The organism is Streptomyces sp. AM25, from assembly GCF_058146165.1.
In genome coordinates this window covers 343,905-364,990 of sequence record NZ_JBKIWN010000002.1, presented here as the reverse complement: position 1 = coordinate 364,990, position 21,086 = coordinate 343,905, and the positions used below count along the sequence as shown (strand labels likewise).

The 21,086-nt window shown below is 72.6% G+C and carries 19 protein-coding genes; 7 read left to right on the top strand and 12 right to left on the bottom strand.

Translation table 11 applies throughout. From position 1 onward, the window contains the following. The first annotated feature begins 109 nt into the window (after window positions 1–109). Complete coding sequence (locus ACLHRZ_RS03605) at window positions 110–2,059, top strand: helix-turn-helix domain-containing protein (protein ID WP_490416738.1); 1,950 nt, start codon at window positions 110–112, stop codon at window positions 2,057–2,059. On the opposite strand, the gene ACLHRZ_RS03600 is transcribed toward ACLHRZ_RS03605, so the two are convergent. From ACLHRZ_RS03600 to hppD, 5 genes are read right to left on the bottom strand one after another with little or no spacing between them, the layout of a single operon-like run. Continuing rightward, window positions 2,042–2,950 carry a DMT family transporter gene (locus tag ACLHRZ_RS03600; RefSeq protein ID WP_490416737.1) on the bottom strand — a complete coding sequence of 303 codons (909 nt, stop codon included), beginning with the start codon at window positions 2,948–2,950 and terminating at the stop codon, window positions 2,042–2,044. The two genes, ACLHRZ_RS03605 and ACLHRZ_RS03600, sit on opposite strands and share 18 nt — an antisense overlap. Continuing rightward, a complete protein-coding gene (locus tag ACLHRZ_RS03595) occupies window positions 2,947–4,254 on the bottom strand; it encodes an aminotransferase-like domain-containing protein (protein ID WP_490416736.1) in 1,308 nt (435 codons plus the stop codon). Before ACLHRZ_RS03595 ends, ACLHRZ_RS03600 begins: the two co-directional genes overlap by 4 nt. Further along, complete coding sequence (locus tag ACLHRZ_RS03590; protein WP_490416735.1) at window positions 4,251–5,186, bottom strand: phytanoyl-CoA dioxygenase family protein; 936 nt, start codon at window positions 5,184–5,186, stop codon at window positions 4,251–4,253. The genes ACLHRZ_RS03595 and ACLHRZ_RS03590 overlap by 4 nt, the downstream gene beginning before the upstream one ends. Before the next feature lie 13 nt (window positions 5,187–5,199). After that, the gene (locus tag ACLHRZ_RS03585) at window positions 5,200–6,330 is read right to left on the bottom strand and encodes an alpha-hydroxy acid oxidase (RefSeq protein ID WP_490416734.1); all 1,131 of its coding nucleotides are present in this window, start codon (window positions 6,328–6,330) and stop codon (window positions 5,200–5,202) included. Further along, window positions 6,327–7,430, bottom strand: coding sequence for a 4-hydroxyphenylpyruvate dioxygenase (gene hppD / locus ACLHRZ_RS03580; RefSeq protein WP_490416733.1), 1,104 nt, complete (start codon window positions 7,428–7,430; stop codon window positions 6,327–6,329). The genes ACLHRZ_RS03585 and hppD overlap by 4 nt, the downstream gene beginning before the upstream one ends. A 603-nt stretch (window positions 7,431–8,033) precedes the next feature. Between hppD and ACLHRZ_RS03575 the strand changes: the two genes are divergently transcribed. After that, on the top strand, window positions 8,034–8,624 hold the full coding sequence (locus ACLHRZ_RS03575) for a snapalysin family zinc-dependent metalloprotease (protein ID WP_490416732.1): 591 nt from the start codon (window positions 8,034–8,036) through the stop codon (window positions 8,622–8,624). Between the two features lie 104 nt (window positions 8,625–8,728). Beyond that, window positions 8,729–9,154, top strand: a complete 426-nt coding sequence (locus ACLHRZ_RS03570) for a hypothetical protein (protein WP_490416731.1) — start codon at window positions 8,729–8,731, stop codon at window positions 9,152–9,154. Here the strand turns inward: ACLHRZ_RS03570 and ACLHRZ_RS03565 are convergent. Continuing rightward, the gene (locus ACLHRZ_RS03565; RefSeq protein WP_490416730.1) at window positions 9,115–9,699 is read right to left on the bottom strand and encodes a DUF6817 domain-containing protein; all 585 of its coding nucleotides are present in this window, start codon (window positions 9,697–9,699) and stop codon (window positions 9,115–9,117) included. The two genes, ACLHRZ_RS03570 and ACLHRZ_RS03565, sit on opposite strands and share 40 nt — an antisense overlap. Window positions 9,700–9,878: 179 nt before the next feature. Between ACLHRZ_RS03565 and ACLHRZ_RS03560 the strand changes: the two genes are divergently transcribed. Beyond that, the gene (locus tag ACLHRZ_RS03560) at window positions 9,879–10,793 is read left to right on the top strand and encodes a LysR family transcriptional regulator (protein WP_490416729.1); all 915 of its coding nucleotides are present in this window, start codon (window positions 9,879–9,881) and stop codon (window positions 10,791–10,793) included. Here ACLHRZ_RS03560 and ACLHRZ_RS03555 read toward each other — a convergent pair. Both ACLHRZ_RS03555 and ACLHRZ_RS03550 read right to left on the bottom strand, forming a co-directional pair. Further along, window positions 10,768–12,075 carry a DUF2254 domain-containing protein gene (locus ACLHRZ_RS03555; RefSeq protein WP_490416728.1) on the bottom strand — a complete coding sequence of 436 codons (1,308 nt, stop codon included), beginning with the start codon at window positions 12,073–12,075 and terminating at the stop codon, window positions 10,768–10,770. The genes ACLHRZ_RS03560 and ACLHRZ_RS03555 overlap by 26 nt on opposite strands. A 349-nt stretch (window positions 12,076–12,424) precedes the next feature. Continuing rightward, window positions 12,425–13,591: a copper resistance D family protein gene (locus ACLHRZ_RS03550; protein ID WP_490416727.1), complete on the bottom strand. Its 1,167-nt coding sequence runs from the start codon at window positions 13,589–13,591 to the stop codon at window positions 12,425–12,427. Window positions 13,592–13,623: 32 nt separating this feature from the next. On the opposite strand from ACLHRZ_RS03550, the gene ACLHRZ_RS03545 reads away from it, so the two are divergent. Continuing rightward, a complete protein-coding gene (locus ACLHRZ_RS03545; protein WP_490416726.1) occupies window positions 13,624–14,334 on the top strand; it encodes an MFS transporter in 711 nt (236 codons plus the stop codon). Window positions 14,335–14,338: 4 nt separating this feature from the next. On the opposite strand, the gene ACLHRZ_RS03540 is transcribed toward ACLHRZ_RS03545, so the two are convergent. Further along, window positions 14,339–15,784 carry a neocarzinostatin apoprotein domain-containing protein gene (locus ACLHRZ_RS03540; protein ID WP_490416725.1) on the bottom strand — a complete coding sequence of 482 codons (1,446 nt, stop codon included), beginning with the start codon at window positions 15,782–15,784 and terminating at the stop codon, window positions 14,339–14,341. A gap of 268 nt (window positions 15,785–16,052) precedes the next feature. Here ACLHRZ_RS03540 and ACLHRZ_RS03535 point away from each other — a divergent pair, with 268 nt between their 5' ends. Further along, window positions 16,053–16,613, top strand: a complete 561-nt coding sequence (locus ACLHRZ_RS03535; RefSeq protein ID WP_490416724.1) for a methyltransferase family protein — start codon at window positions 16,053–16,055, stop codon at window positions 16,611–16,613. Window positions 16,614–16,634: 21 nt separating this feature from the next. Beyond that, entirely contained in the window at window positions 16,635–18,020 is a 1,386-nt protein-coding gene (locus ACLHRZ_RS03530; RefSeq protein ID WP_490416723.1) for a cytochrome P450, read from the top strand. Here the strand turns inward: ACLHRZ_RS03530 and ACLHRZ_RS03525 are convergent. From ACLHRZ_RS03525 to ACLHRZ_RS03515, 3 genes are read right to left on the bottom strand one after another with little or no spacing between them, the layout of a single operon-like run. After that, window positions 17,950–19,023 carry a FecCD family ABC transporter permease gene (locus ACLHRZ_RS03525; RefSeq protein ID WP_490416722.1) on the bottom strand — a complete coding sequence of 358 codons (1,074 nt, stop codon included), beginning with the start codon at window positions 19,021–19,023 and terminating at the stop codon, window positions 17,950–17,952. The two genes, ACLHRZ_RS03530 and ACLHRZ_RS03525, sit on opposite strands and share 71 nt — an antisense overlap. After that, window positions 19,020–20,018, bottom strand: coding sequence for a FecCD family ABC transporter permease (locus tag ACLHRZ_RS03520; protein ID WP_490416721.1), 999 nt, complete (start codon window positions 20,016–20,018; stop codon window positions 19,020–19,022). The genes ACLHRZ_RS03525 and ACLHRZ_RS03520 overlap by 4 nt, the downstream gene beginning before the upstream one ends. Then, window positions 20,015–21,079, bottom strand: a complete 1,065-nt coding sequence (locus tag ACLHRZ_RS03515) for an iron-siderophore ABC transporter substrate-binding protein (protein ID WP_490416849.1) — start codon at window positions 21,077–21,079, stop codon at window positions 20,015–20,017. Before ACLHRZ_RS03515 ends, ACLHRZ_RS03520 begins: the two co-directional genes overlap by 4 nt. Window positions 21,080–21,086 lie beyond the last annotated feature (7 nt).

Below are 21,086 nucleotides of genomic sequence, written 5' to 3'. Positions count from 1 at the left end.
CAGCTGCGGGGCATGGGGCGCGGCCCCACAACCGCCCCCCGGACTGTGTGCCGCAGCGACATGTGCGACGGGCTCCGGTCCCCGACCCGTTGGCCCATGATGATCTGTCATGTCACCACAATCTCCGGCCCTCCACCGCATGAGCCGCCTGCTGGAACTGCTCGCCGCCGACGCTCCCGCGGCACACTTCGAGGCACTGCTGCACGACGCCCGCACCGCCGGAGCACCGGACCCCGACCTCTCCGGACTGCAGCACGCGGTCGACAACGCGCTCCGGGTCCACCACGTACTGCGCCGCCACCGGCGCAGGGAGGCCGAGCTGACGGCGCTGTTCGACACCGCGGGCGACCTCGCCGCGCTGCGCGACGCGGACTCCGTGCTCCAGTCGATCGTGCGGCGGGCACGGATGCTGCTGGGCACGCACACCGCCTATCTGACGCTCTCCGACAAGGAGGCCGGGGACACCTACGTGGCGGTCACCGACGGCTCCGTCTCCCCGCTCTTCCAGAACCTGCGCGTCGGACTCGGCGACGGCATCGGCGGGTTGGTGGCACAAACCGCCCGCCCCTACGCCACTCCCGACTACCGGACCGACCGGCTCTTCCGCCACACCCGCACCATCGACACGGGGGTGACGCACGAGGGTCTGGCGGCCATCCTCGGCGTGCCGCTCCTGCTCGGTTCACGCTCCACCGAGGGCGGCACGGTCATCGGGGTACTGTTCGCCGCCGACCGGACACCGCGCACCTTCTCCCCCGACGAGGTGGCCCTGCTGTGCTCGCTGGCCGCACATGCCGCGATCGCCATCGACACCACCCAGGCCCTCGACGACACCCGGGCCGCCCTCGCCGAACTGGCCGAGGCCAACGCCGTCATCCGGGCACACGCCGCCGCCGTCCAGCGTGCCGAACGGGCCCATGACCGGCTCACCGACCTGGTACTGCGCGGCGGCGGACTGCCGGAGCTGGCCTCCGCGGTGGCGGCCGTGCTGGACGGCCCGGTCACCGTCCACCATCCCGCCGGGCAGCCCCTGACCGAAGTACCCCCGGACGGCGGCACGTTCGCCACCGGCCACGGCGAAGCAGCGCGCCTGACGGCGGCCGTCGACGAGTCGAGAATCGCCGGCCGTGCAGTACTGCGCGACGGGCGCTGGGTCTGCGCCGTGCTCGCCGGGCCCGAGACCCTGGGCAGCCTGGTACTCCACGGCAGACCACGGCTGGACACCTCCGACCGGCGGCTGTTCGAACGCGCCGCGGTGGTCGCCGGGCTGTTGCTGCTGCTCCGCCGCTCGGTGGCGGAGACCGAGAACCGGATACGCGGCGACCTGCTCGCCGACCTGCTGACCGACCCCGCCCGCGATCCGTCCGGGCTCACCGAACGGGGCCGCCGCCTGGGGATCGACCTGGACCGCCCCCACTTGCTGCTGGTCGCCCAGGACGACCCCGCCCGCCCGGGCCGGCTGCCCGCCGCCGCGCTGCGCCACCTCTTCGGCACCGAGGGCATCGGCACCGAATACGCCGGAGCCACCGTGCTGTTGCTGCCCGCGCCCCACGGCACCGACCCCGGAAGGACGGCCCGGGACGCCGCCGGGCAGCTCGCCCTGCTGGTCGGCGCGCCGGTGACCGTCGCGGCCGCCGGACCCGCCGCCGGACCACGGCAACTCGCCGACGCTCACGCGGAGGCGGCGCGCTGTCTGCGCGCCCTGCATGTCCTCGGCCGTACCGGGGACGGCGCCTGCGCCGCCGAACTCGGCTTCCTGGGAGTCCTGCTGGGCAACGGTCACGACGTCTCCGGCTTCGTCACCGCTGCCCTCGGCCCGCTGCTGGAATACGACGCGCGCCGCGGCACCGAGCTGGTGCGCACCCTGGGTGCGTACTTCGACTCCGGCGGCAGGCTCAATCGCGCCAAGGACGAACTGCACGTCCACGTCAACACCGTCGTCCAGCGCCTCGACCGGATACAGGCCTTGATCGGCCCGGACTGGAACAGCCCCGAACGCGCGCTGGAACTCCACATGGCCCTGAAACTGCATCACCTGGCCTCACGTCACGGCGGGTGACCGTTCCGCGCGTCGGCGCAGCAGGACCGGGCCCGCCAGGGCGACGGCGTTGCCGAGCAGGATGCAGGCGACGCCGAGGACGTCCTGCGCGGTCCAGGTGAAGTCCTCGAAGACGGTCGACAGCAGCAGCGAGACGACGGGGAAGAGGACGGTGGCGTACGCCGCCCGTTCGCCGCCGATCCGGCCCAGCAGGGTGAGGTAGGTGCCGAAGCCGACGACGGAGCCGATGACGGCGAGGTAGACCAGGCAGCCGGTGTACTTCCACGTCGGTTCGTAGAGGGTGCCGTGGCCGAAGAACGCGGCGAACGGGGCGATGAGCACGGCCCCGTACAGCATCGACCAGCCGGTGCTCTGCACGACCGGCACGCCGGCCGCCTGGACCTTGCCCGAGACGACGTTGCCCAGGCAGAACACCAGCGTTCCGGCACAGGCCAGCAGGATGCCCAGGCCGTCGCCGGAGGAGGGGTCGAAAGCGGTCAGAGCGGGCCAGAAGACGGTGACGATGCCGGCGAGGCCGAGAGCACCGCCGACGAGGACCACGGCGGGGACCCTGCGGCGGAAGAAGACCCGGGCGAAGCAGATGTTCACCAGGAGGGACATGGCGAACACCACGGAGACCAGTCCGGTGGCCAGGTGCTGCTCGGCGAAGTAGAAGAGGACGAAGTTCGACGAGAACATCAGGGCGCCCATGAGGGCGAACCGGGCGTGCATGCGCGCGGGGTAGGCCAGTGGCAGTCCGCGCGCCCGGGCGTACACCAGCATGATCACGGCGGCGAGGGCGAAGCGGTAGAAGACCGAGAGGGTGGGGTGGACGTCGCCCAGCTGGCCTTTGATGGCCAGCCAGGTCGAGCCCCAGATGACCACCGTCACCGCGTAGAGGAGCGCGTTCACCGTGCTGTCCGCCTCTCCACGAGTGCCGCCAGCCTGCGGACGCCCTCGCGGATGTCGTCGGGCGAGAGGTAACTGCACGACAGGCGCAGCCGGTTGTCACCGGCGTGGTCGGTGTGGAAGTAGCGCATGGGTGTCCAGATCACGCCGTGCTCGCTCGCGGAGAGGCGCAGCAGCGCGTCGTCCGCGGGGAAGGGCAGGGCGAGGGTGAGGAAGAAGCCGCCGTCGGGGACGTTCCAGTGGATGCCGGTGCGCTCGCGGACCTCCGCGGGGAAATGCTCGTCCAGGGAGGCGAGGAGGACGTCGAGGTTGGTGCGGTAGAAGTCGACGGCCTGCTTGTTGGCCTCGCGCAGGCGGCAGTCGTGGGTGAGGAGCATGCCGCCGATGAGGGCCTGGCTGAGGGTGGGCGTGTTGACCGTCACCATGCTCTTGATCTTGGACAGTTCGTCGGCGAGGAGGGTACGGCGTCCCTCCGGGCCGGTGACGGTCTGGTCGGCGATGACGTAGCCGACGCGGGCGCCGGGGAAGCAGGTCTTGGCGAACGAGCCGAGGTGGATGACGCGGCCGCGGGTGTCGAGTGCCTTGAGGGTGGGGCGGACGGTGCCGGTGCGGGTGAAGAACCCGTAGGGGTTGTCCTCGAGGACGAGCAGGTCCTCGCTCTCGGCGATGCGGAGGAGTTCGTGGCGGCGTTCCAACGGGAGGCTGACGCCCGAGGGGTTGGAGAAGTCGGGGATGGTGTACAGCGCGCGGGGGCGCTTGCCGGCCGCCCGTACGGCTCCTACGGCGGCGAGCAGTGCTTCGGGGCTGATGCCGCTCTCGTCCTCGGCGACGGGTACGGTCTCGATGCCCAGCAGCCGGGCCGCACCCGCGATGCCCACGTAGACGGGGTCGGTGACCAGCAGGACGTCGGAGGGCCCGGCGAAGAGGGCGCGCAGGGTGATGAGCATGGCCTCCTGGCAGCCCACGGTGACGACCACGGCGGCCGGGTCGGTCTCGATGCCCTCGTCGTTGTGCAGGGTGCGGGCGATCAGCTCGTGGATCTGGCCGTTGGTGCGGCCGTACTGGAAGAGGCTGGTGCGCACCTGGTCGGGGGTGCGGCCCAGGTCCTCGGTGAGGTGACGGGTCCAGGCGTCGAGGTAGGTGCCGATGCTGTCGGTCTCGAAGAAGCCCTCGTAGGGGCGTCCGGGGCCGAAGGAGATGGCGTCGGGGTGGCGCAGGGTGATCTCGTTGAGGAAGTTCATGACCTCCATCAGCGGATCGGCGAGGGAGCCGTGGAGCTCGTCGAGGGGCAGGACGAGAGGTGTCACAGCCGGCCTTCCCACAGGACCGGGCAGAAGTCCGGGTCGGCGTAGTCGGGGTGGCCGTCGGCGTCCGGGCGGACGAGCACGTCGTTGTTGTAGACGACGTTGCCGCCGCCGGCCAGCGGGAAGGGACGCCAGGCGTTGTCGCGGTCCTGCAGGTGGAGGCTGATGGCGCGGCGCGGACGGCCGCTGGTGTTCAGTCCGCTGCCGTGGTAGGTGCGGCAGTGGTGGAAGCTGATGTGTCCCTTGGGGATGACGACGGGGACCTTGCGCACCTCGGCGCCGTTGAACGCGGCGTTCTCCTGCAGCATGTCCTCGAGTTCGAGGCGGTCGCGCTCGGCGAAGTGCCGGGTGGTGGAGTCGTCGGCGCCGGTCTCCCGCCAGGTGTGGCTGCCGTCGACCATGCTGATGGTGCCCATCTCCTCGTCACAGTCGTGGAAGGGGATGAAGGCGGTGAGCATGTTGTCGGAGGCGCAGGTCTGCCAGTAGTGGCGGTCGAAGTGCCAGGGCACGATGTTGCGTTCGTCGACGGTGCTGGACGGCTTGTAGATCAGCGTGCTGTTCCACAGCCGGATCTGGTCGGTGCGGGCGATCAGTGCGGCCGTCGCCGCGATGACCGGCTTGGACAGGATGCGCCGGATCGTCGCGTCCTCGTAGAAGATGTAGTCGTTGTGCCGGTGCACCTCGCCCTTCTCCGGCGTCCAGTAGGCGAGCCGCGGCGGGCGGGTGGGCAGGGTGCGGTCGCGGTGGCCGGCGTAGAACCGCTCGCTGGCCTCGACGAGTTCGTCGACCTCGGCGTCGGTGAGGAGCTTGCGGGTGAGGAACCAGCCGTGTTCCTGGTAGAAGTCCACGTCCTCGGCGGTGGGCAGGAGTTCACGGTCGGCCGGGCTCAGGGAGAAGGCGTCCACGACGGTCTCCAGCTGCTGGTCTGCGGGCATGGGCAGAGTCTCCTCAGAAATGGCGGGGGGTTGCAGGGGTGGTGCTCCGCGGTGCACGGAGCAGGTCCGCGTCGACGGACGCCAGGTCGGGGCGGCCGCACAGGGCCATGGCGTTCTCCAGTTCGGCGCCGAGGACGGACAGCACCTCGCGTGCGCCGTCGGCACCGCCCACGGCCATGCCCCACAGCACGGGCCGGCCCACCAGGACCGCCCGGGCACCGAGGGCCAGCGCGACGAGGACGTCCGTGCCGCGCCGGATGCCGCCGTCGACCAGCACCTCGCAGCGCCCGGCCGTGGCGGCGACCACCTCGGGCAGCGCCTCCAGGGCGGTGACGGCGCCGTCGAGCTGGCGGCCGCCGTGGTTGGACACCACGATCGCCTCCACCCCCAGGGCGGCCGCGCGGTCCGCGTCCTCGGCGGTCAGCACGCCCTTGAGGACGATGGGCAATTGAGTCAGCGAGCGCAGCCAGGCCAGGTCGTCCCAGGTGAAGGCCGCGTCGTGGTGGCGTTCGGCGTGCGTGCCCAGCGCCGAGGCGCCGGCCGTGCCGGCGTGCAGGCCGGCCGAGATCTCGCTGCCGAAGTTCGCGGGGGACACGCCCGGCGGCAGGCGGAAGCCGTTGCGCAGGTCGCGCGGACGGCGGGCCATGCGCGGGGTGTCCACGGTGACCACCAGCGCGCGGTAGCCGGCCGCTTCGGCCCGCCGGACGAGCGCCTCGGTGGTGGGACGGTGCCGGAAGACGTACAGCTGCATCCACAGCGGGCCGCTCGCCGCCCGGGCGAGGTCCTCCAGCGGGGTGCCGGAGAAGGTGCTGACGACCATCAGCGCACCGGCCTCCCCGGCGGCGCGGACGCAGGCGAGTTCGGCCTCGGGGGTGACCAGTCCGTGGAAGGCCATCGGCGCGATGCCGACGGGCAGTTCGACGGTGCTGCCCAGCAGGGTGGTGCTCGCGTCGCAGCGGGAGACGTCCACCAGGACGCGGGGGCGCAGCCGGTGGCGGCGGTAGGCCGCCTCGGATGCGTGCAGGGTGGTCTCGTCGCCGCTGCCGCCGTCGATGTAGTCCCAGGCGGAGGGTTCGACGAGGTCGCGTGCGGCGGTGCGGTAGTCGTCCAGGGTGACGAGCGCCTGCGGGACCGGTGCGCTCATGCCTGAGCCGTGCCGGCGAGCACGGCGGTCTCGTCGGCGCCGGTGCGGGCCCGTTCGCGTTCGACGGCCTCGTAGAGGGCCTTGATGTTGCCGCTGCCGAAGGTGCGGGCCTCGACGCGCTGGATGAGCTCGAAGAAGAGGGTGCGCCGGGCGTAGGGGGACCGGGTGAATATCTGTATCAGGTGGCCCCAGTCGTCGCGGTCGACCAGGAGGCTCAGTTCGCGCAGGGTCTCCGTCTCCATGCCGACGTCGATACCGCGTTCGGCCAGCGCCGTGTAGTAGGCGGCCGGGGTGGAGAGGAAGTCCACGCCGCGGACGGCCAGTGCGCGTACGGCGTCGGCGATGGTGTCGGTGCCGAACGCGATGTGCTGGACACCGGGGCCGCCGAAGTTGTCGAGGAAGTCGTGGAGTTGGCCCCGGGGGCCGTCGGTGCGGGGCTCGACCATGGTGAAGGTGATGCGGCGGCTGTCGTTCTGCACGACCTTGGAGTTCATGGTCTGGCCGCCGACGACGATGGTCTCGTCGTAGGTGTGCTGCAGGCCGAGGGCACGCTCGTAGAAGGAGACCGAGCGGTCCAGGCTGTCCGGGCGCAGGCAGAGCGCCAAGTGGTCGACGCTGTGCAGGAGTCGGCTGCCGCCGCCCTGGTGCGGGACGGACCGGTGGACGCCGGGCAGGAAGGAGCCGTCCGGATTGTCGCGCTGGACGAGCGAGTGGACCAGGTCGGAATCGGTTCCGACGACGGCGACGGTGACCCGCCCGGACTCGTCCTCGTGGACCACCGGTTCGCGGACGGCCTCGGCGCCGGCCGCGACGGCATGCTCGAAGTCGCCGACCGCGTCGGTGGACGAGAAGGCCACGTCCCGCACGCCGTCGCCGTGGCGGCGGACGAAGTCGGCCGTGGGGCCGTCGTCGTTCAGGGAGGAGGTCACCACGAGCCGGACGTCCCCGTGCCGGAGCACGAACGAGCGGCTTCCGTCCGGCCCGGCTCCGGGCCCGGTCTCCGCCTCGGTGTGGAATCCGTAGGCCGAGCGGAAGTAGTGGGCCGCCTGAACGGCGTCCCCCACGCTCAGACCGACGTGGTCGACAGCCAGCAAAGTCACGTCTCTCACCTCTGTTGTGCAATCGGGCCGACCCGCACGGCGGCACAGCACGCCGTCGGCTCGCCCGGCCCCGTGGCGGGCCGGTATTTCACTGCGTGGAATTGCATGGAACTGCGGGAACTGCGTGGAGACGAAGGGCACGCCGCTGTGGCCTTCATCGGGCGATGCACCGCGGGGAGAGAGGCCGCACGGTGGCCTTCTTCGATCCGCATCAACGGTGTTGGGGGGTGTTGGAGTGATCGCCGGGAACGGATGGTGATCATCCTGTCCATGCCACTCAGTCGCGAGCAAGGGCAATTTTCGGCCGTACGGACGGGTCCGGCGAACCGGGTGCATGTGACAGGGAATTGAAGCGTTCGCGAAGCGGACAGGGCCTGAAGCTGCCCTTACGCGGGGTACGGGAGTCGTTCGCGCGCGCTTGCCGGAAAACCCCTAGAACTTCGGGAATTTCACAGGTGGCTTGATCCGGCGGTCGGACATCCCCCATGACCTTTCGGCCAACTTGACGGTCACCGAGCCCGATCACCGACCGAACGCTTGTCATGTTCGCGACGAACTCGTTTACTGCGGGCAGCACCTGAGACTCGAGGAGGCGCACCCCCCATGATCAAGCAAATGGCCGCCCTGACGGCACTTGTCCCCCTCATGCTGAGCCCCACGGTCGGCATGGCTTCGGCACACCCCGCGCCGCACGCGGCCCCGGCCGTGGTCACCCTGACCTACGACGCCAGTGGCGCCGGCCAGTGGGCGGGCCCGATCCAGCAGGCCGTGCAGAACTGGAACGCCGCGGTGCACAACGTGCGCCTGGAGCCGACGAGCACCCCCGGCACGGCCGACTACGTCTACCAGGCGACCAGCGGCTGGCCGCAGACCACACTGGGGCCGATCTTCCCCGGCGGCAGCGGTGACGTGCAGCTGGGACAGCAGGCGGTGGACGAGGGCTACGACGCGACCCGGATCACGGCGCACGAGACCGGGCACATCCTCGGCCTGCCCGACGACTACAGCGGCCCGTGCTCGGAACTCATGTCCGGCCACGGCCCGGGCACGTCCTGCACCAACGCCAAGCCGGACGCGGCCGAGGCCGCGCAGGTCGACAGAAACTACGCCGCCGGCACGCCGACGGTGCGCCCCCACCACCACCAGGTGGTGATCGACGTCTGGTCCGGCCGGATTCTCACCGGATCCCGCTGACCGGCCGGCCGAGCCGGGACGGGGCTGACCATGACTTATGTCATCTCGGGCCGGTGGCGACGGTCACTGACGGCATGTCCGGTCCCGCGCATATTCTTGGGCACATGGAGATCACGAAGAACGCCCCGTCCAGCACCCGCCGCACCGAGTGGAGCCTCTCGCTCCTGGGCGGCCTCAAGCGTCGGGGCGACTTCACGGCCCGGGAGCGCACGGTGCACGTGGCCGCCGTGGGCGGGGCCAAGCTCGACCACACCGACGCCCGGCTGCCCGCGGGCCCCGCGCACCTGGTGAAGGTCTCCATGGTCGGCGGAGCCGAACTCACCTACCCTGAGGGGGCCTCTGCCGAGGTCGACGCGTTCTCGGTCTTCGGCGGCGTCGACCTGACCGTCCCGCCCGGCACGGCGGTCGAGGTCCGCGGCTTCTCCCTCGTCGGCGGCCGCAGCAAGGACGTGGCCGGCGAGCCCGGCGGCGCCGTGGTCAAGGTCCGCGCCTACTCCCTGATCGGCGGCGTCTCGGTGCGCCAGGGCTGAGGCCCCGCGAGCACGGTGCGGCAGTCGAGCCAGGCCTCGGCGCTCAGCAGGTCTTTCCACCGGGTGAACAGGGCGAGCAGTTCAGGGCCCCACGCGGCGCGGAAGGCCGGATCGGCCCGGGCGATGTCGAGTTCGTTGGCCGCGGACAACTCGGTGAAATCCCGGCACTCCTGGGGTTCCAGGATGCAGGCCCGGCCGGTGAACCGGTCGTGGAAGGTGCCGTCCCGGCCGAAGACCGGGTAGGTGCGTTTCCGGTCGCACGCGGCATACACGTACACGACGGCTTCGGCCTCGGCGCCGATCACCGCCGCCAGCTCCGTACGCCGGGCCGGCGGGAGCAGGGCCGTGGGGAAACCGTCGGTGCCGTACAACGCGTGGCACAGGCCCGCGAGTTGCAGGGCGGGCCGGGCGTTCCACGCGGCCAGCCGGGCCTGCACGCTCCGGAGGTGGGCCAGGAGGGTGCCGCCGGGGTGGGCGATGCCCTCGGCCCCGAGCCGGTGAAGGAGGGCGAAGGCCTGGCCGGTTGCGGTGGGAGGAGCGGACACGCGCCACGTCCTTTCGGCCGGGAGTGGTCGGCACCCGCCCGGCCGCCTTCGCCCGATCCGGATTCGTGCGAAGGCGTCGGGCGGGTTGCCGCCTGGGCCCTGCGTCGATCCTCGTGCCGCCCGAGTATCCAGTCAATCCTGGGGATTGCTCGCTTGACCCAAGGCGTAGCTTGGATGCCGTGACTCTGGACGACCTGCGCGTGTTCGTCGCCGTGTGCCGGGCCGGCAGCCTCAGTGCCGTGGCCCGCGAACTGACCTGTACGCAGTCGGCGGTGAGCCAGCACGTGAAGCGCCTGGAACGGGAAGCCGGCGTGAGCCTGCTGGAACGCCGGCCGCGCGGTGTCGTGCCCACGGCGGCGGGACGCATCCTGTACGAGGCCGCGGCCGACGGGCTCGCGGGGCTCGACGTCGCACTGCGGCGCATCGGGGACCTGGTGAACGGGGAGAGCGGGTCGGTGCGCATCGCCACCGGCGGCACGACCGTACGGCACTTCATGGCCGACGCCGTCGTCGCCTTCCGCCGGCAATACCCCCGGGTGGGCCTGGAGTTCCGGACCGAGACCTCCGGTCGCCGCTGCTTCGACGCCCTGCTCTCCGGCGAGCTGGACCTGGCCTGGATCACCGTCGGCGACCCGGTGCGCGGGATCGAGCAGCGGCCCGTCCTCGACCTGCCCTGGGTACTCGCGGTACGGGCCGGCGATCCGCTCGCGGACCGGCCGCGCATCGACCCCGCGGACCTCGACGGGGTCCCGCTCGTGCGGCTGCCGCCGCACTCCGTCTCCGGCGCCCATCTGGACGCGGCCTTCGCCGAACTCGGCGTCCGGGCCGGTTCGGACACCGGCGTCGCCGACTGGGACACGGCCCTGCTGCTCGCCGAACTGGGCCTGGGGCACGCCGTGGTGCCCGCCCTGCCGGGCCTGCCCGCCTCCGGCGCGGACGCTCCGCTGCGCTTCGTGCCCGTCCCCGCGCTGCCGCCGTTCTCCGTCGGCTGGGCCGTGCGCCGCTGGGACGCGCTCCCTCCACTGGCCCGGGCCTTCGCCGGCATGGTCGCAGGCACCAGGACAGGGATTACCCGGAGATCTGCAACGACATGAGCCGGGCGCCGAGTTCACGGACCGCCGACCGGTCGGCGGGCTGGGCGATGCGCGACTCGGCGGCGGCCAGGACGAGCTGAATCTGGTCGGTGACGGCGGCCCGGCGGCGGGCGTCGGTGACGGAGGCGGCGGCCGTGGCCAGCAGGCGCAACAGCGCCAGGCACACGGCGGGTTCGCCGGCGCCGTACCGGCGGATCTGGCCGCACGCGAGGTCGAGGTGGTCGGCGAAGGCGGGACCGGCGACGACCGCCCTCACCACGCCCGCCGCGTCCGTCCTGACCTCGTCGCCGAGGGGGCGCCTGCCCAGGGCCTCGATGAGCACCGCGAGCCGGTCGAGCGTCTGGACGCCGGTGTACGGGTCGTTGACCGCGGGCGAGAGGGCGCGCAGTGCGACGTCGACGAGCTGGCGGATGCCGAACATGACGTCCTGCTGCAGGGTGCGCTCGGTGCCGATCTGCACGGCGTGGTGCACCGCGCGGGCCAGCGCGGGAGCGTCGGCCGGGGGCCCGCCCTGCCGCGACCAGGCCAGGGCCAGGGGCTCCGTGCCGGCCACGATGTGGTCGCCCACCCGGGGAACGATCGCCACCACGGCGTCCTGGTCCGCCGCGGCCTCCAGCAGCAGGGCGGGCTGGACGGTCTGCACGTAGCCGGAGCGCGTGGCGGGCAGCGCGAGCGCTCCCGGCGGCGGGACCGGGCCCGTGCGGTCGGTGCCGGGGCCCTCGGCGGTGTAGGCCCGGACCGTACGGGCGGCGACCTCGGCGACCGAGGTCATGATCGTGTCGATCTTGATCGAGTGCACGATGTGGTGCACGAAGAACACCAGCATCCCGAGGCTGAGGAAGATCAGCGCGATCGCCACGGAGACGGCGAGCCGGGGGAAGTCAGCGCCGCCGGTGGCGCGGACGGTGTAGAGCCCGGCGGTGCTGTAGGCGAACGTGGCGACGAAGGTCGCGAGCACCACCTGGTTGGGACGGTCGCGCAGGAAGTTGCGCAGGAGCCGCGGGGAGAACTGGGTCGAGGCCAGCTGGAGCGTGACGATCGTCAGGCCGAGGACCAGCGCGATCACCGTCACCACGGTCGAGGCGATCGTGATCAGCACCTGGCGGGCGTCGTCCGCGGTACCGGCGAACGCCAGCGGCTGCCACACCGAGCCCGGCGGGATCCGCACGCGGGAGAGAAGGCTGCCCGCCACCAGGGCCAGGGCCGCGGCCGCCGCGGGCAGGACCCACAGCGCGCCGCGCAGGTACTCCCCCAGCGCCGCGGCCCTGGCCCCCCGTCGCACCGGCCGCATCGTCGACCTCCCGCCGCGTGACTGCTGCTCCTGCGGCAAGCTTCCCCGGACCGCCCGGCCGGCGCGCGTGCGCCTCGACCGGACGGCCCAACGGGACACTCAGGCGGTGGTGGGGGTGCCGGCCACGCGGCGTTCGCCGCCGTTGCGCTCCTGCCAGAACCGGTGGACCTCGACGGCGTCCTCGCGGAGCTCGTGGTGCATGGGCAGGCGGCGGTCCTGCCACGGCTCGGCGAACTCGTTGCAGAAGGTGTCGAGTTCGAAGTACTTGCGGTCGTCGACGTAGTGCGGCTCGTCCTACCCGCCGGCACCGCGACCGGGCGGGCCGGCCCGCGGCGTCGGGTCAGGCCGCGGCCACGACCTGGCGCCGGGAGAGGGCATCGGAGGCCCTGGCCGTGATGCAGAGCGAAGCGGCGAGGGTGAGGACGAGCACGGCGCCGACGGCGAAGACGCTGCCGGTCGCGACGGGCGGCGGGCTGCCGGCCTGGGAGCGCGCCGAACCGCTCAGGAAGGGGACGAGCGCCAGGACACCGGCCCCGAGGACGACTTCGGCCCAGACGACCTTCGGGAAGTGCCGCAACGTCAGGTGCAGGAGAGAGGCCGTCGCATCGGCCCGGCGGGCCCGGGCGATGCGCGGCATCAGCCAGAACTGGTTGACGGCGCCGGCCGCGACCATGCCGAGCACCAGCAGGGTCTTGACGAGCAGGAAGAGGCCGTAGGTCGTCGTCCACAGCTGCCCGATGCCGCCCACGTGCTTCCACGACATCCACAGGCCGGACGTCAGCACCGCCCCGACGCAGACCAGGGCGACGAGGCTGAAGCGCCGCCAGATGTCCGCCCACAGCAGGCCGGCGATTCCGCCCAGCCGGCGGCGGACGCCGGCGAGGGCGACGAGCAGGACCAGGCCCCCGGTCCACACGACGCCGCTGACGATGTGGACCTGGTCGAAGACGAGGTCGAGCACGCGGTCCGCGTTCGCGGGGACGGTGGCCGGTACGGCGGCGACGAGCGACACCGCAGCCGAGAGCGGCAGGGCGGTCAGGGCAAGGGCGTTCAGGTGGCGGCGTGCGGCCGGGCTGAACAGCGCGACGAGTGCGACGGAGGCCAGGACGAGCACGATGTTCTGGACCAGGTAGACCGTGCCCTGCGACACCCATGCGCCCCGCGCCGCCGGTGCGCGCAGGAAGTCCCATATGTGTCCCGGCGCGAGCGCATCCCCGAACGGCATGCCCTTGCCGGCCCGGGCCACCCGGGCCGCGAGCTGGAAGTAGCCCGCGACCAGCAGCACCACCCCGGCCCAGGCCAGCGACAACGCCGCACGCCGCTGCAGGGCCGCGACGTCGCCGCGCTCGCTTCCCGGCGCGCGCAGGGCCGGGCGGATGGCCGCCGCGTACGTCACGGTGAAGCCGATGGCCCCGCACAGGCCCACGAAATAGCCGGATTTGGTGAGAATCCGCCAGAGGGGCGGGGTGGTGTAGGCCGTGGCCTCGGCGAGGTGCACACAATTCATGAAGGTGAGGCTAACCTAACATCACCTCGCGGATGACCGGCGAAATCCCTTCGACCGCGGCCGGGCGGCGGCGCTACCTTCCTGACCGGTCAGACCAGCGCAGGATCATGCTCAGGTCGGCCATCGACGAGGGCCTGGCATTCGTCCGCCGACACCCCACCCTGCGCAGGCTCCTGCTCTGCACCAGCGTCTCCAACTTCTTCGTCATGGCGACCTCGTCGATCGCGGTCACCTTCCTGCTGCGCGAGCTGCACGCGCCCGCGGCGGCCGTCGGGCTGGTGTTCGGCCTGGGTGCCGTGGGCGGCCTGCTCACGGGCGCGTTCGCTCACCGCATCTCCGCGCGGGTGGGCACCGCACGGATCGTCTGGGTCTCCATGCTGGTGCCCGGCCCGCTGTACTTCCTGATGCCGCTGGCACAGCCCGGCCCGGGGCTTGCCCTGTACGGGATCGGGCTGACCGCCCTGTCGGCCAATGCCGTGCTGTTCAACACCGCGGCGATCTCCTACCGGCAGACGGTCTGCCCGCCTGGGCTGCAGAGCCGGGTGAGCGCCGTCTACCTGTGGATCTCCTACGGAGTCATCCCGCTCGGTTCGTTGTTCGGCGGCATGCTCGGCACGGCGGCGGGGCTGCGGCCGACGCTGTGGGTGTGCGTGCTGGGCATGTGGAGCGCCTCGCTGTTCGTGGTGTTCTCCCCGCTCCGCCGGCTCCGCGACGTACCTGTGTCGGTACCGGAGCCGGCGTAGTCGCTCAGCCGTTGTCCGTCGGTTCGAAGCTCAACGGGTGCCGGACGGACTCCGGTCCGCGGACCCGGGTGCCGAAGACCACCAGTTCGCAGGCGTCTTCGGTGCGGCAGTCGACGGTGCGGTTGCCGATGCTGGTGAACGTCGCCGAGAGGGTGACCGTCTCGTCGAGCCGGCCGGCGTCGGTCGTCGCCGGCGGCCTGGCGCGCGGGCGGCAGCCCAGGGTGTCGGTGGAGCCGGTGGCGCACTCCATGACCAGCACGTGGAACTGCGGTTCGTAGCGGCTGCCCGTCACGTGCACCGACTGGCCGTCCACCAGGCCGTCGTCCGGGTCGACGGCCACGGTGGGCGGTGCCTCCGGGCGGCCGTGCGGGCGGAAGCGCAGCGGGACGGTGGTGAGCAGGGCCCCGGAGTTGTCGGTGAGGGCCAAGGTGCACGGGTTGTCGGCCGGCGCCGTGCGGCAGTCGAACTTCCCTGCCTTGGTGACCAGTTGGGCGTACGTCTTCTTCGGCGAGGCATGGTACGTGCCGTCCGGGTACACGCGGAACTGGCGGCCGGTGGCGTCGTCACAGGTGGTCGCGGATGCCGAGGGGCCGCACATTTTGACCCAGACGCGCTCCTTGGGCGGGCCGCTCGCGATCGTGAAGGTGAGGATGTCGCCGTCCAGGAGGCCGGTGGTGCGGTTCACCTGCAGCTGCGGGCCGGTGGTGGCCGTGGCCTTCGGGTGCACTGCCGTCCCCGGGGAGGCCAGCCGCCACGGGCCCCAGCCGCCGCCCGGCGCCGACTGGTCGACCTCCCACGTGCGGTCCCTGTTCCACTCGCGTGCCGTCAAGTGGATCCTGCCGTCGGGGAGTTGCTCCACGGTGGCCGGCTGGCTCAGGCCCACGTTCGGGTCCGGGACCTTGCCCATGTCCTGGACCGGGCCCCAGCCGGCGTCCGGGTCCTGCTGGTGCCGCAGCTGCATCGCGACGCCGGTCCGCGCGCCCGAGGCGAAGGCGTCGATGCTGCCGTCCCGTTCCTTGAACAGCACGGCTGCGCCGTGGTACGGCGCCGGCGAGAGGCCGAATGCGTCCGGTGTGCTCCAGCCGTCGTCGCTGCCGTCCTCCACCGTGTGGCAGAACGAACCGTAGGTGGAGAACAGCAGCTCCAGGTTGCCCGCCGAGTTCTCCATCGCCGTGATGGCGTAGCTCTTGGGGCCGACGGTCGCGGCGCTCACCCGCTGCCAGGACCCGTACGCACCGCCGGGCTCGTCCTGTTCGCGGTGCCAGACGAAGGGCAGTTGTCCGGTCGCCGTGGAGTCGTAGAAGAGCTGGAACTGGGCGATCCGGCCGTCCGCGCGGTCCACGGACACCAGGCTGTCGGGGAGCGGGGTGCTCGCCAGCCCCTGGGCCCCGGTGTCCATGCCGCACCCGGCCACGGCGGGTGCGGCCGACGCCGCCGCAGGGACCGCCACGGCCCCGGCACAGGCGAGCGCCAGCGCGACCGCACTGCGTGCCCATGTCCCAACCCGTCTCGTCTGCAACCCTCTTCGTCGTATTCGCATCCGTTCCCCGCCCTTCCGATGGGCCACATCCGGCCGTGGAGCATCCTCGTGGCGTACGTGCGGCCGCGGCCAGGCCGCATTTTCGGCCAGGGTCAGGGGCCTCCCGGGGCCCGCCCGGTGCGATGCTTGAATCACGGACCGAGGGCCGGAGGCGAGGACGATGCACCACCCCCTGAGCATGGCTCTGATCTTCACGGCCTGCGTGTGGGCGGCGGCCGAGCTCCTGCTGCAGGCGCGGCAGCGGTGGCGCAGCGAGCGCACGGAGCGGACGGAGCGGCGCAGCTTCGTGGTCATCGGGGTGCTCTTCTGGGGCGGGGTCGTGCTGGCCCGGCTCGTCCGTCACGCGGTCCCGGCCGTGTCCTATTCCGTGCACGGTCCGGTCCTGCAGGGTGTGGTCCTGGCCGTGGCCTGGGCGGGTATCGCGCTGCGGCTGTGGTCGATTGTCACGCTGGGGCGGTTCTTCCGGGGGACGGTGCACATCCAGCACGGGCACAAGGTGATCGCCTCCGGGCCCTACCGGTGGGTGCGGCATCCGTCCTACAGCGGGCTGCTGCTGACCGTGTTCGGCTTCGCCGTCCTGTTCGGCAACGCGCTGTCGTGGCTGCTGTTCGCCGTGTGCATCCTGGCGGCCGTGCTCTATCGCATCCGGGTGGAGGAGCGGATGCTGCTCGATGCCCTGGGCGAGGAGTACCGCGCGTATGCGGCCCGCACGCGCAGGCTCGTCCCCGGATTGTGGTGAGAGTCGTGAGGAGGAGCAACGATGGACATCCCCGGTCCCGAGCCCTGTTCGGACGGCGGAGCCGGTGCCGTCGCGGCAGCGGGCGGCCTGCACACCTATCAGTTGCAGCTGCACGCCGAGTACGGGCCCGTCGTGCGGTTCCAGCTTCCGGGCGCGGAGACGGCCGTCTCGATCGCCGACCCCGTGCTGTTGGAGGCCACGGCGCACCTCGACAGGCGGCCGGAGCGGCTCTTCGCCTTCCTGGACCCGCTGTTCGAGGCGGGGAACGTGCAGGTGCTGCCGAGCGACGAACACACACCGCTGCGGCGCCTGCTGCTGTCGGTGCTGGCCGGACGCCCGTCCCACGAGCGGCACTTCGGGGAGTTCACCGCGCTGGCGACGGCGCTCGCGGACCGCTGGGCCGGGCAGGCGGGCGGTGAGCCCGTCGAGCTGCAGAAGGATCTCACCGCGCTGTCGCTGCGGATGATCTGCGCGTACGCGCTGGGCGGTGAGGCCGCGGATCCGGACGGCGCCGTCACCGCGTTCGAGGAGGTGCTGACCGAACACCTGGGGCGGCTCTACCGGTTGCCGCTGCCGGGCCTGCAGCAGCGGGAACGTGCCGAGCGGGCCGAGCAGGCCCTCGTCTATCTGCGTGCCATGGTCGACCGGGTGGTCGCGGCGCACCGTTCCGGTGGCCGTGCGGACCGGAGCGATCTGATCGGGGCACTTGTCGAGGCCGGTGAACGGCCGGCGCGGATCCGTGACACGGTCATGATGGCGATGCTGGCCGCCCATCACACGACCGGGGTCGCCGTCTCGTGGACCCTGCACCTGCTGGGCCGGCACCCCGAAGTTGCCGACCGCATCGGCGAGGAGCTGGACGGTGTGCTCGGTGACCGTGTCGCGCCCGGCTACGCGGATCTGCGCTGCCTCACGCGGCTCGACATGGCTCTCAAGGAGTCGATGCGGCTCTTCCCGCCCGGCCCGTACGGGGCGCGGGAGACGACCGAGGCGCTCGTCGTGGGCGATTACGAGATCCCGGCCGGGGCGACGGTCTTCTATCCGTTCTGGGCCGTGCACCTGAACCCCGAGTACTGGCCCGAGCCCGGGGAGTTCGTGCCCGGGCGGTTCGCGCCGGAGGAGGTGGCGAAGCGGCCGCGGCTGGCCTACCTCCCCTTCGGGCTCGGGCCGCGCAGCTGTGAGGGCGCCGCTCTGGCCATGGTCGGGGCGGAGCTGGTCCTGGCCGTCCTCCTCAAGCGCTTCCGGTTCCGGCCGGTCCCGGGGCACGAGGTGACCCCGGTCGAGCGGTTCGTGCTGTGGGCGGCGGAGGACATCCGCATGGTCGTGAGCCCGCGGGTCACGCCCGGCGGGGCCGGCCCGACCGGCCCAGCAGCCACAGCAGATAGGGCCCGCCGACCAGCGCCGTGAGGGCTCCCACCGGGATCTCCAGCGGAGTGAGCAGCGTACGGGCCGCGAGGTCGGCGGCGACCACGACGACCGCGCCCGTCAGCGCGGAGCACAGCAGGGGCAGTTGCGGGGTGCGGGCGGCGCGTCTGGCGAGCTGGGGGCTGGTGAGGGCGACGAAGCCGAGCGGGCCCGCCGCGCCGGTGGCGCTCGCGGCGAGGACGACGCCGAGGACGGTCAGGCCCAGTTGGGCCCGCCGGACCCGGACGCCGAGTGCGGCCGCGGTGTCCGGGTCCAGGGCGAGCGGCCGCAGCACGCGGCCCGCCCACAGCAGGCCGGGCAGGCACAGCAGCAGGACGCACCCGAGCGGGCCCGCCTGGTCCCAGCCGCGCCCGTTGAGGCTTCCGGTGAGCCACAGTTTGACCTGTTCGGCGGCGTCCAGTTCGGAGTCGGTGAGGTAGAGGTGGACGACGGCGGAGAGCGCCACGCCGATCCCCACGCCGGCGAGCACGAACCGGCTCGGCTGCATGCCGCGCCGCCAGGCCAGGGCGTACACCAGGGCGGCGGCGGCCAGGCCGCCCGCCACGGACACGGCGGGCAGGGCGCCGGGCGAGGCGACGGTCCCGGTGGCCAGGGCCAGGACGGTGGCGGCCGCCGCACCGTGCCCGACGCCGATGACGTCGGGGCTGGCGAGCGGGTTGCGCGTCACGCTCTGCACGAGCGCCCCGGCGGTCCCGAGCGCGGCGCCGACGAGCGCCCCGAGCGCGATGCGCGGTACCCGCAGTTCGCCGACCACGAGGGTGTACGGGCCGGCGCCGCCGCGGACGACGTGCCAGACGTCGTACGGGGTCACCACGGTCCGCCCCAGGCAGGCCGAGGCGAGCATGACGGCCGCGAGCACGGCCAGCAGCATGCCCGCCACGGCCGCCGAACGGCGGTGCAGGAGAAGGGAGACGGGGCGGCGGCCGGGCAGGCGCAGGACGGACAGTCCGGCCGACTGCGGATAGGGCGGAGGGGGGCTCGTCACGTCGGCATCCCCTTGCGGCGTACGAGGAGGACGAGCACGGGCGCTCCGACCAGCGCCGTCATCACCCCGGCCGGGACCTCCCCCGGGGCCCGCACCACCCGGCCGGCCACGTCCGCCGCGAGCAGCAGTGCCGCGCCGAGCAGGGCGGAGAGGGGGAGCAGCCGGCGGTGGGTGCCGCCGACGAGGCGGCGGGCGAGGTGCGGAACGGCGAGGCCCACGAAGGCGATCGGGCCGGCTGCGGCGACGGCGGCCGCGGTGAGCAGGGTCGCGCCGAGTGCCGCGCAGGCCCGGACGAGGCGGACGCGGTGGCCGAGGGCGCGGGCCGTGTCGTCGCCGAGGGCCAGCGCGTCCAGGCTGCGTGCGCAGCCCAGCACCAGCAGGGCGCCTCCGAGGAGGAAGGGCAGCATGCGGACGACGGTCTGCGGGTCGCGTCCGCTCAGCGAGCCCACCTGCCAGAACCGGAACTGGTCGAGGGCGGCCGAACTCGACGTCAGCACCACGGTGGTGGCCCCGGTCGTCATCGCCGCGCAGGCCGTCCCGGCCAGGGCCAGCTTGACGGGGGTGGCGCCGCCGCGGCCGCGGGAGGCGATGGCGTGGACGACGCAGGCCGCGGCGCAGGCACCGGCGAAGGCGTACCAGACGTAGCCGCCGAAGCCGTTGGCCAGGCCCAGGGCGATGGCCAGCACCACCCCGGCGGCCGCGCCCTGGCTCAGCCCGAGGATGCCCGGGTCGGCGAGCGGGTTGCGGCTGACGGCCTGCAGCGCCGTCCCGGCGATGCCGAGGGCGGCTCCTGCCGCGAGCCCGGTCTCCGTGCGCGGCAGCCGCAGCGACCGCACGACCAGCGCGTCCGGGTCGGCGGAACTCCCGCCGGACAGCAGGGCGTCGAGGACGGACGGCAGCGGGACGGGCCGGGTGCCGACGGCGAGGCTGAGGGCGGCGGCCGCGGCGAGGAGGACGAGGGCGGCGACGTTCCAGGCCGCAGTTCGGGCGGTCACTTGCCGAGCTGCTCGGCGAGGTCACGGACGACCAGGCGCGCGGCGGCCGGACCGGCGTTGAGGTACCAGGGGTCGTCGTCGACGCGGACGGCGTGCCCGGCCCCGACGGCCTTCAGCGACGTCCACAGCGGCCCGGCGAGCACGCTCCCGGCCTCGGTCTTCCCCTCCTTCCCCTGTACCGAGTAGAAGATCCAGTCCGCGTCGGCGACGTCGATGCTCTCGGCTCCGATGTCCTGCGAAATGGCCGTGAACTGCTGTGACTTAGGCCGTCCGAGCCCCATGTCGGCGGCGATGGAACCGGTGAAGGAGGACACGCCGAACATGCGTGTGCGGTCGGGCGTGAAGCGCACCATGGAGACCGTCGTCTCCGCGCCGCCGAGCTTTTTGCCGCGTGCCGCGGCGTCCCCGGTGATGTCCTGCAGGAGCTTCTGCGCCTGTTCGCCCTTGCCGACGGCGGCGCCGACCAGGAGCAGGTCCCGCTTCCAGTTGATGCCCTGGCCCTTGGTCACGACGGTGGGCGCGATCTTCGACAGCTTCGGGTAGAGGTCGCCGAGTGTGTCGTTGACCAGGATCAGGTCCGGCTTGACCGCGGCCAGGGACTCCAGATTCGGTGCCGTCCGCGTCCCGGCGTCGGCCATGGCGGCGAGCTTCTCCCCGTACTGCGGGAAGGCGTCGCGCAGATAGCCGGGGACGAGTCCGGCGTTCTGGGCTCGGGTGGAGGCTGCGGGGACGACTCCGAGGGAGAGCAGGTCGTCCAGTTGTCCCGTGCTGAGCACGGCGATCCGTGTGGGTGCGGTGTCGAGCCGGGTCTTTCCCCGGTAGTGGCCGACCGTGCGCGGGAACCGTCCGTCCTGCGCGGTGTCCGACCCCATCCCGTCGGCCAGGGCGCTCGGGGCGGCGGACGGCCCCTCCGCGGCGCCGGCCACGTGGTTCCTGGTGCCGGCGGCGGGGCGTTCCCCCTTCGCCGGACCGCCGCCCGCCTCCGGGCCGGACGAGCAGCCGGCCAGCAGGCCTCCGACGACGGACACGGCCAGGACGGCCCTCAACCCCAACGCACGCACAACGGCT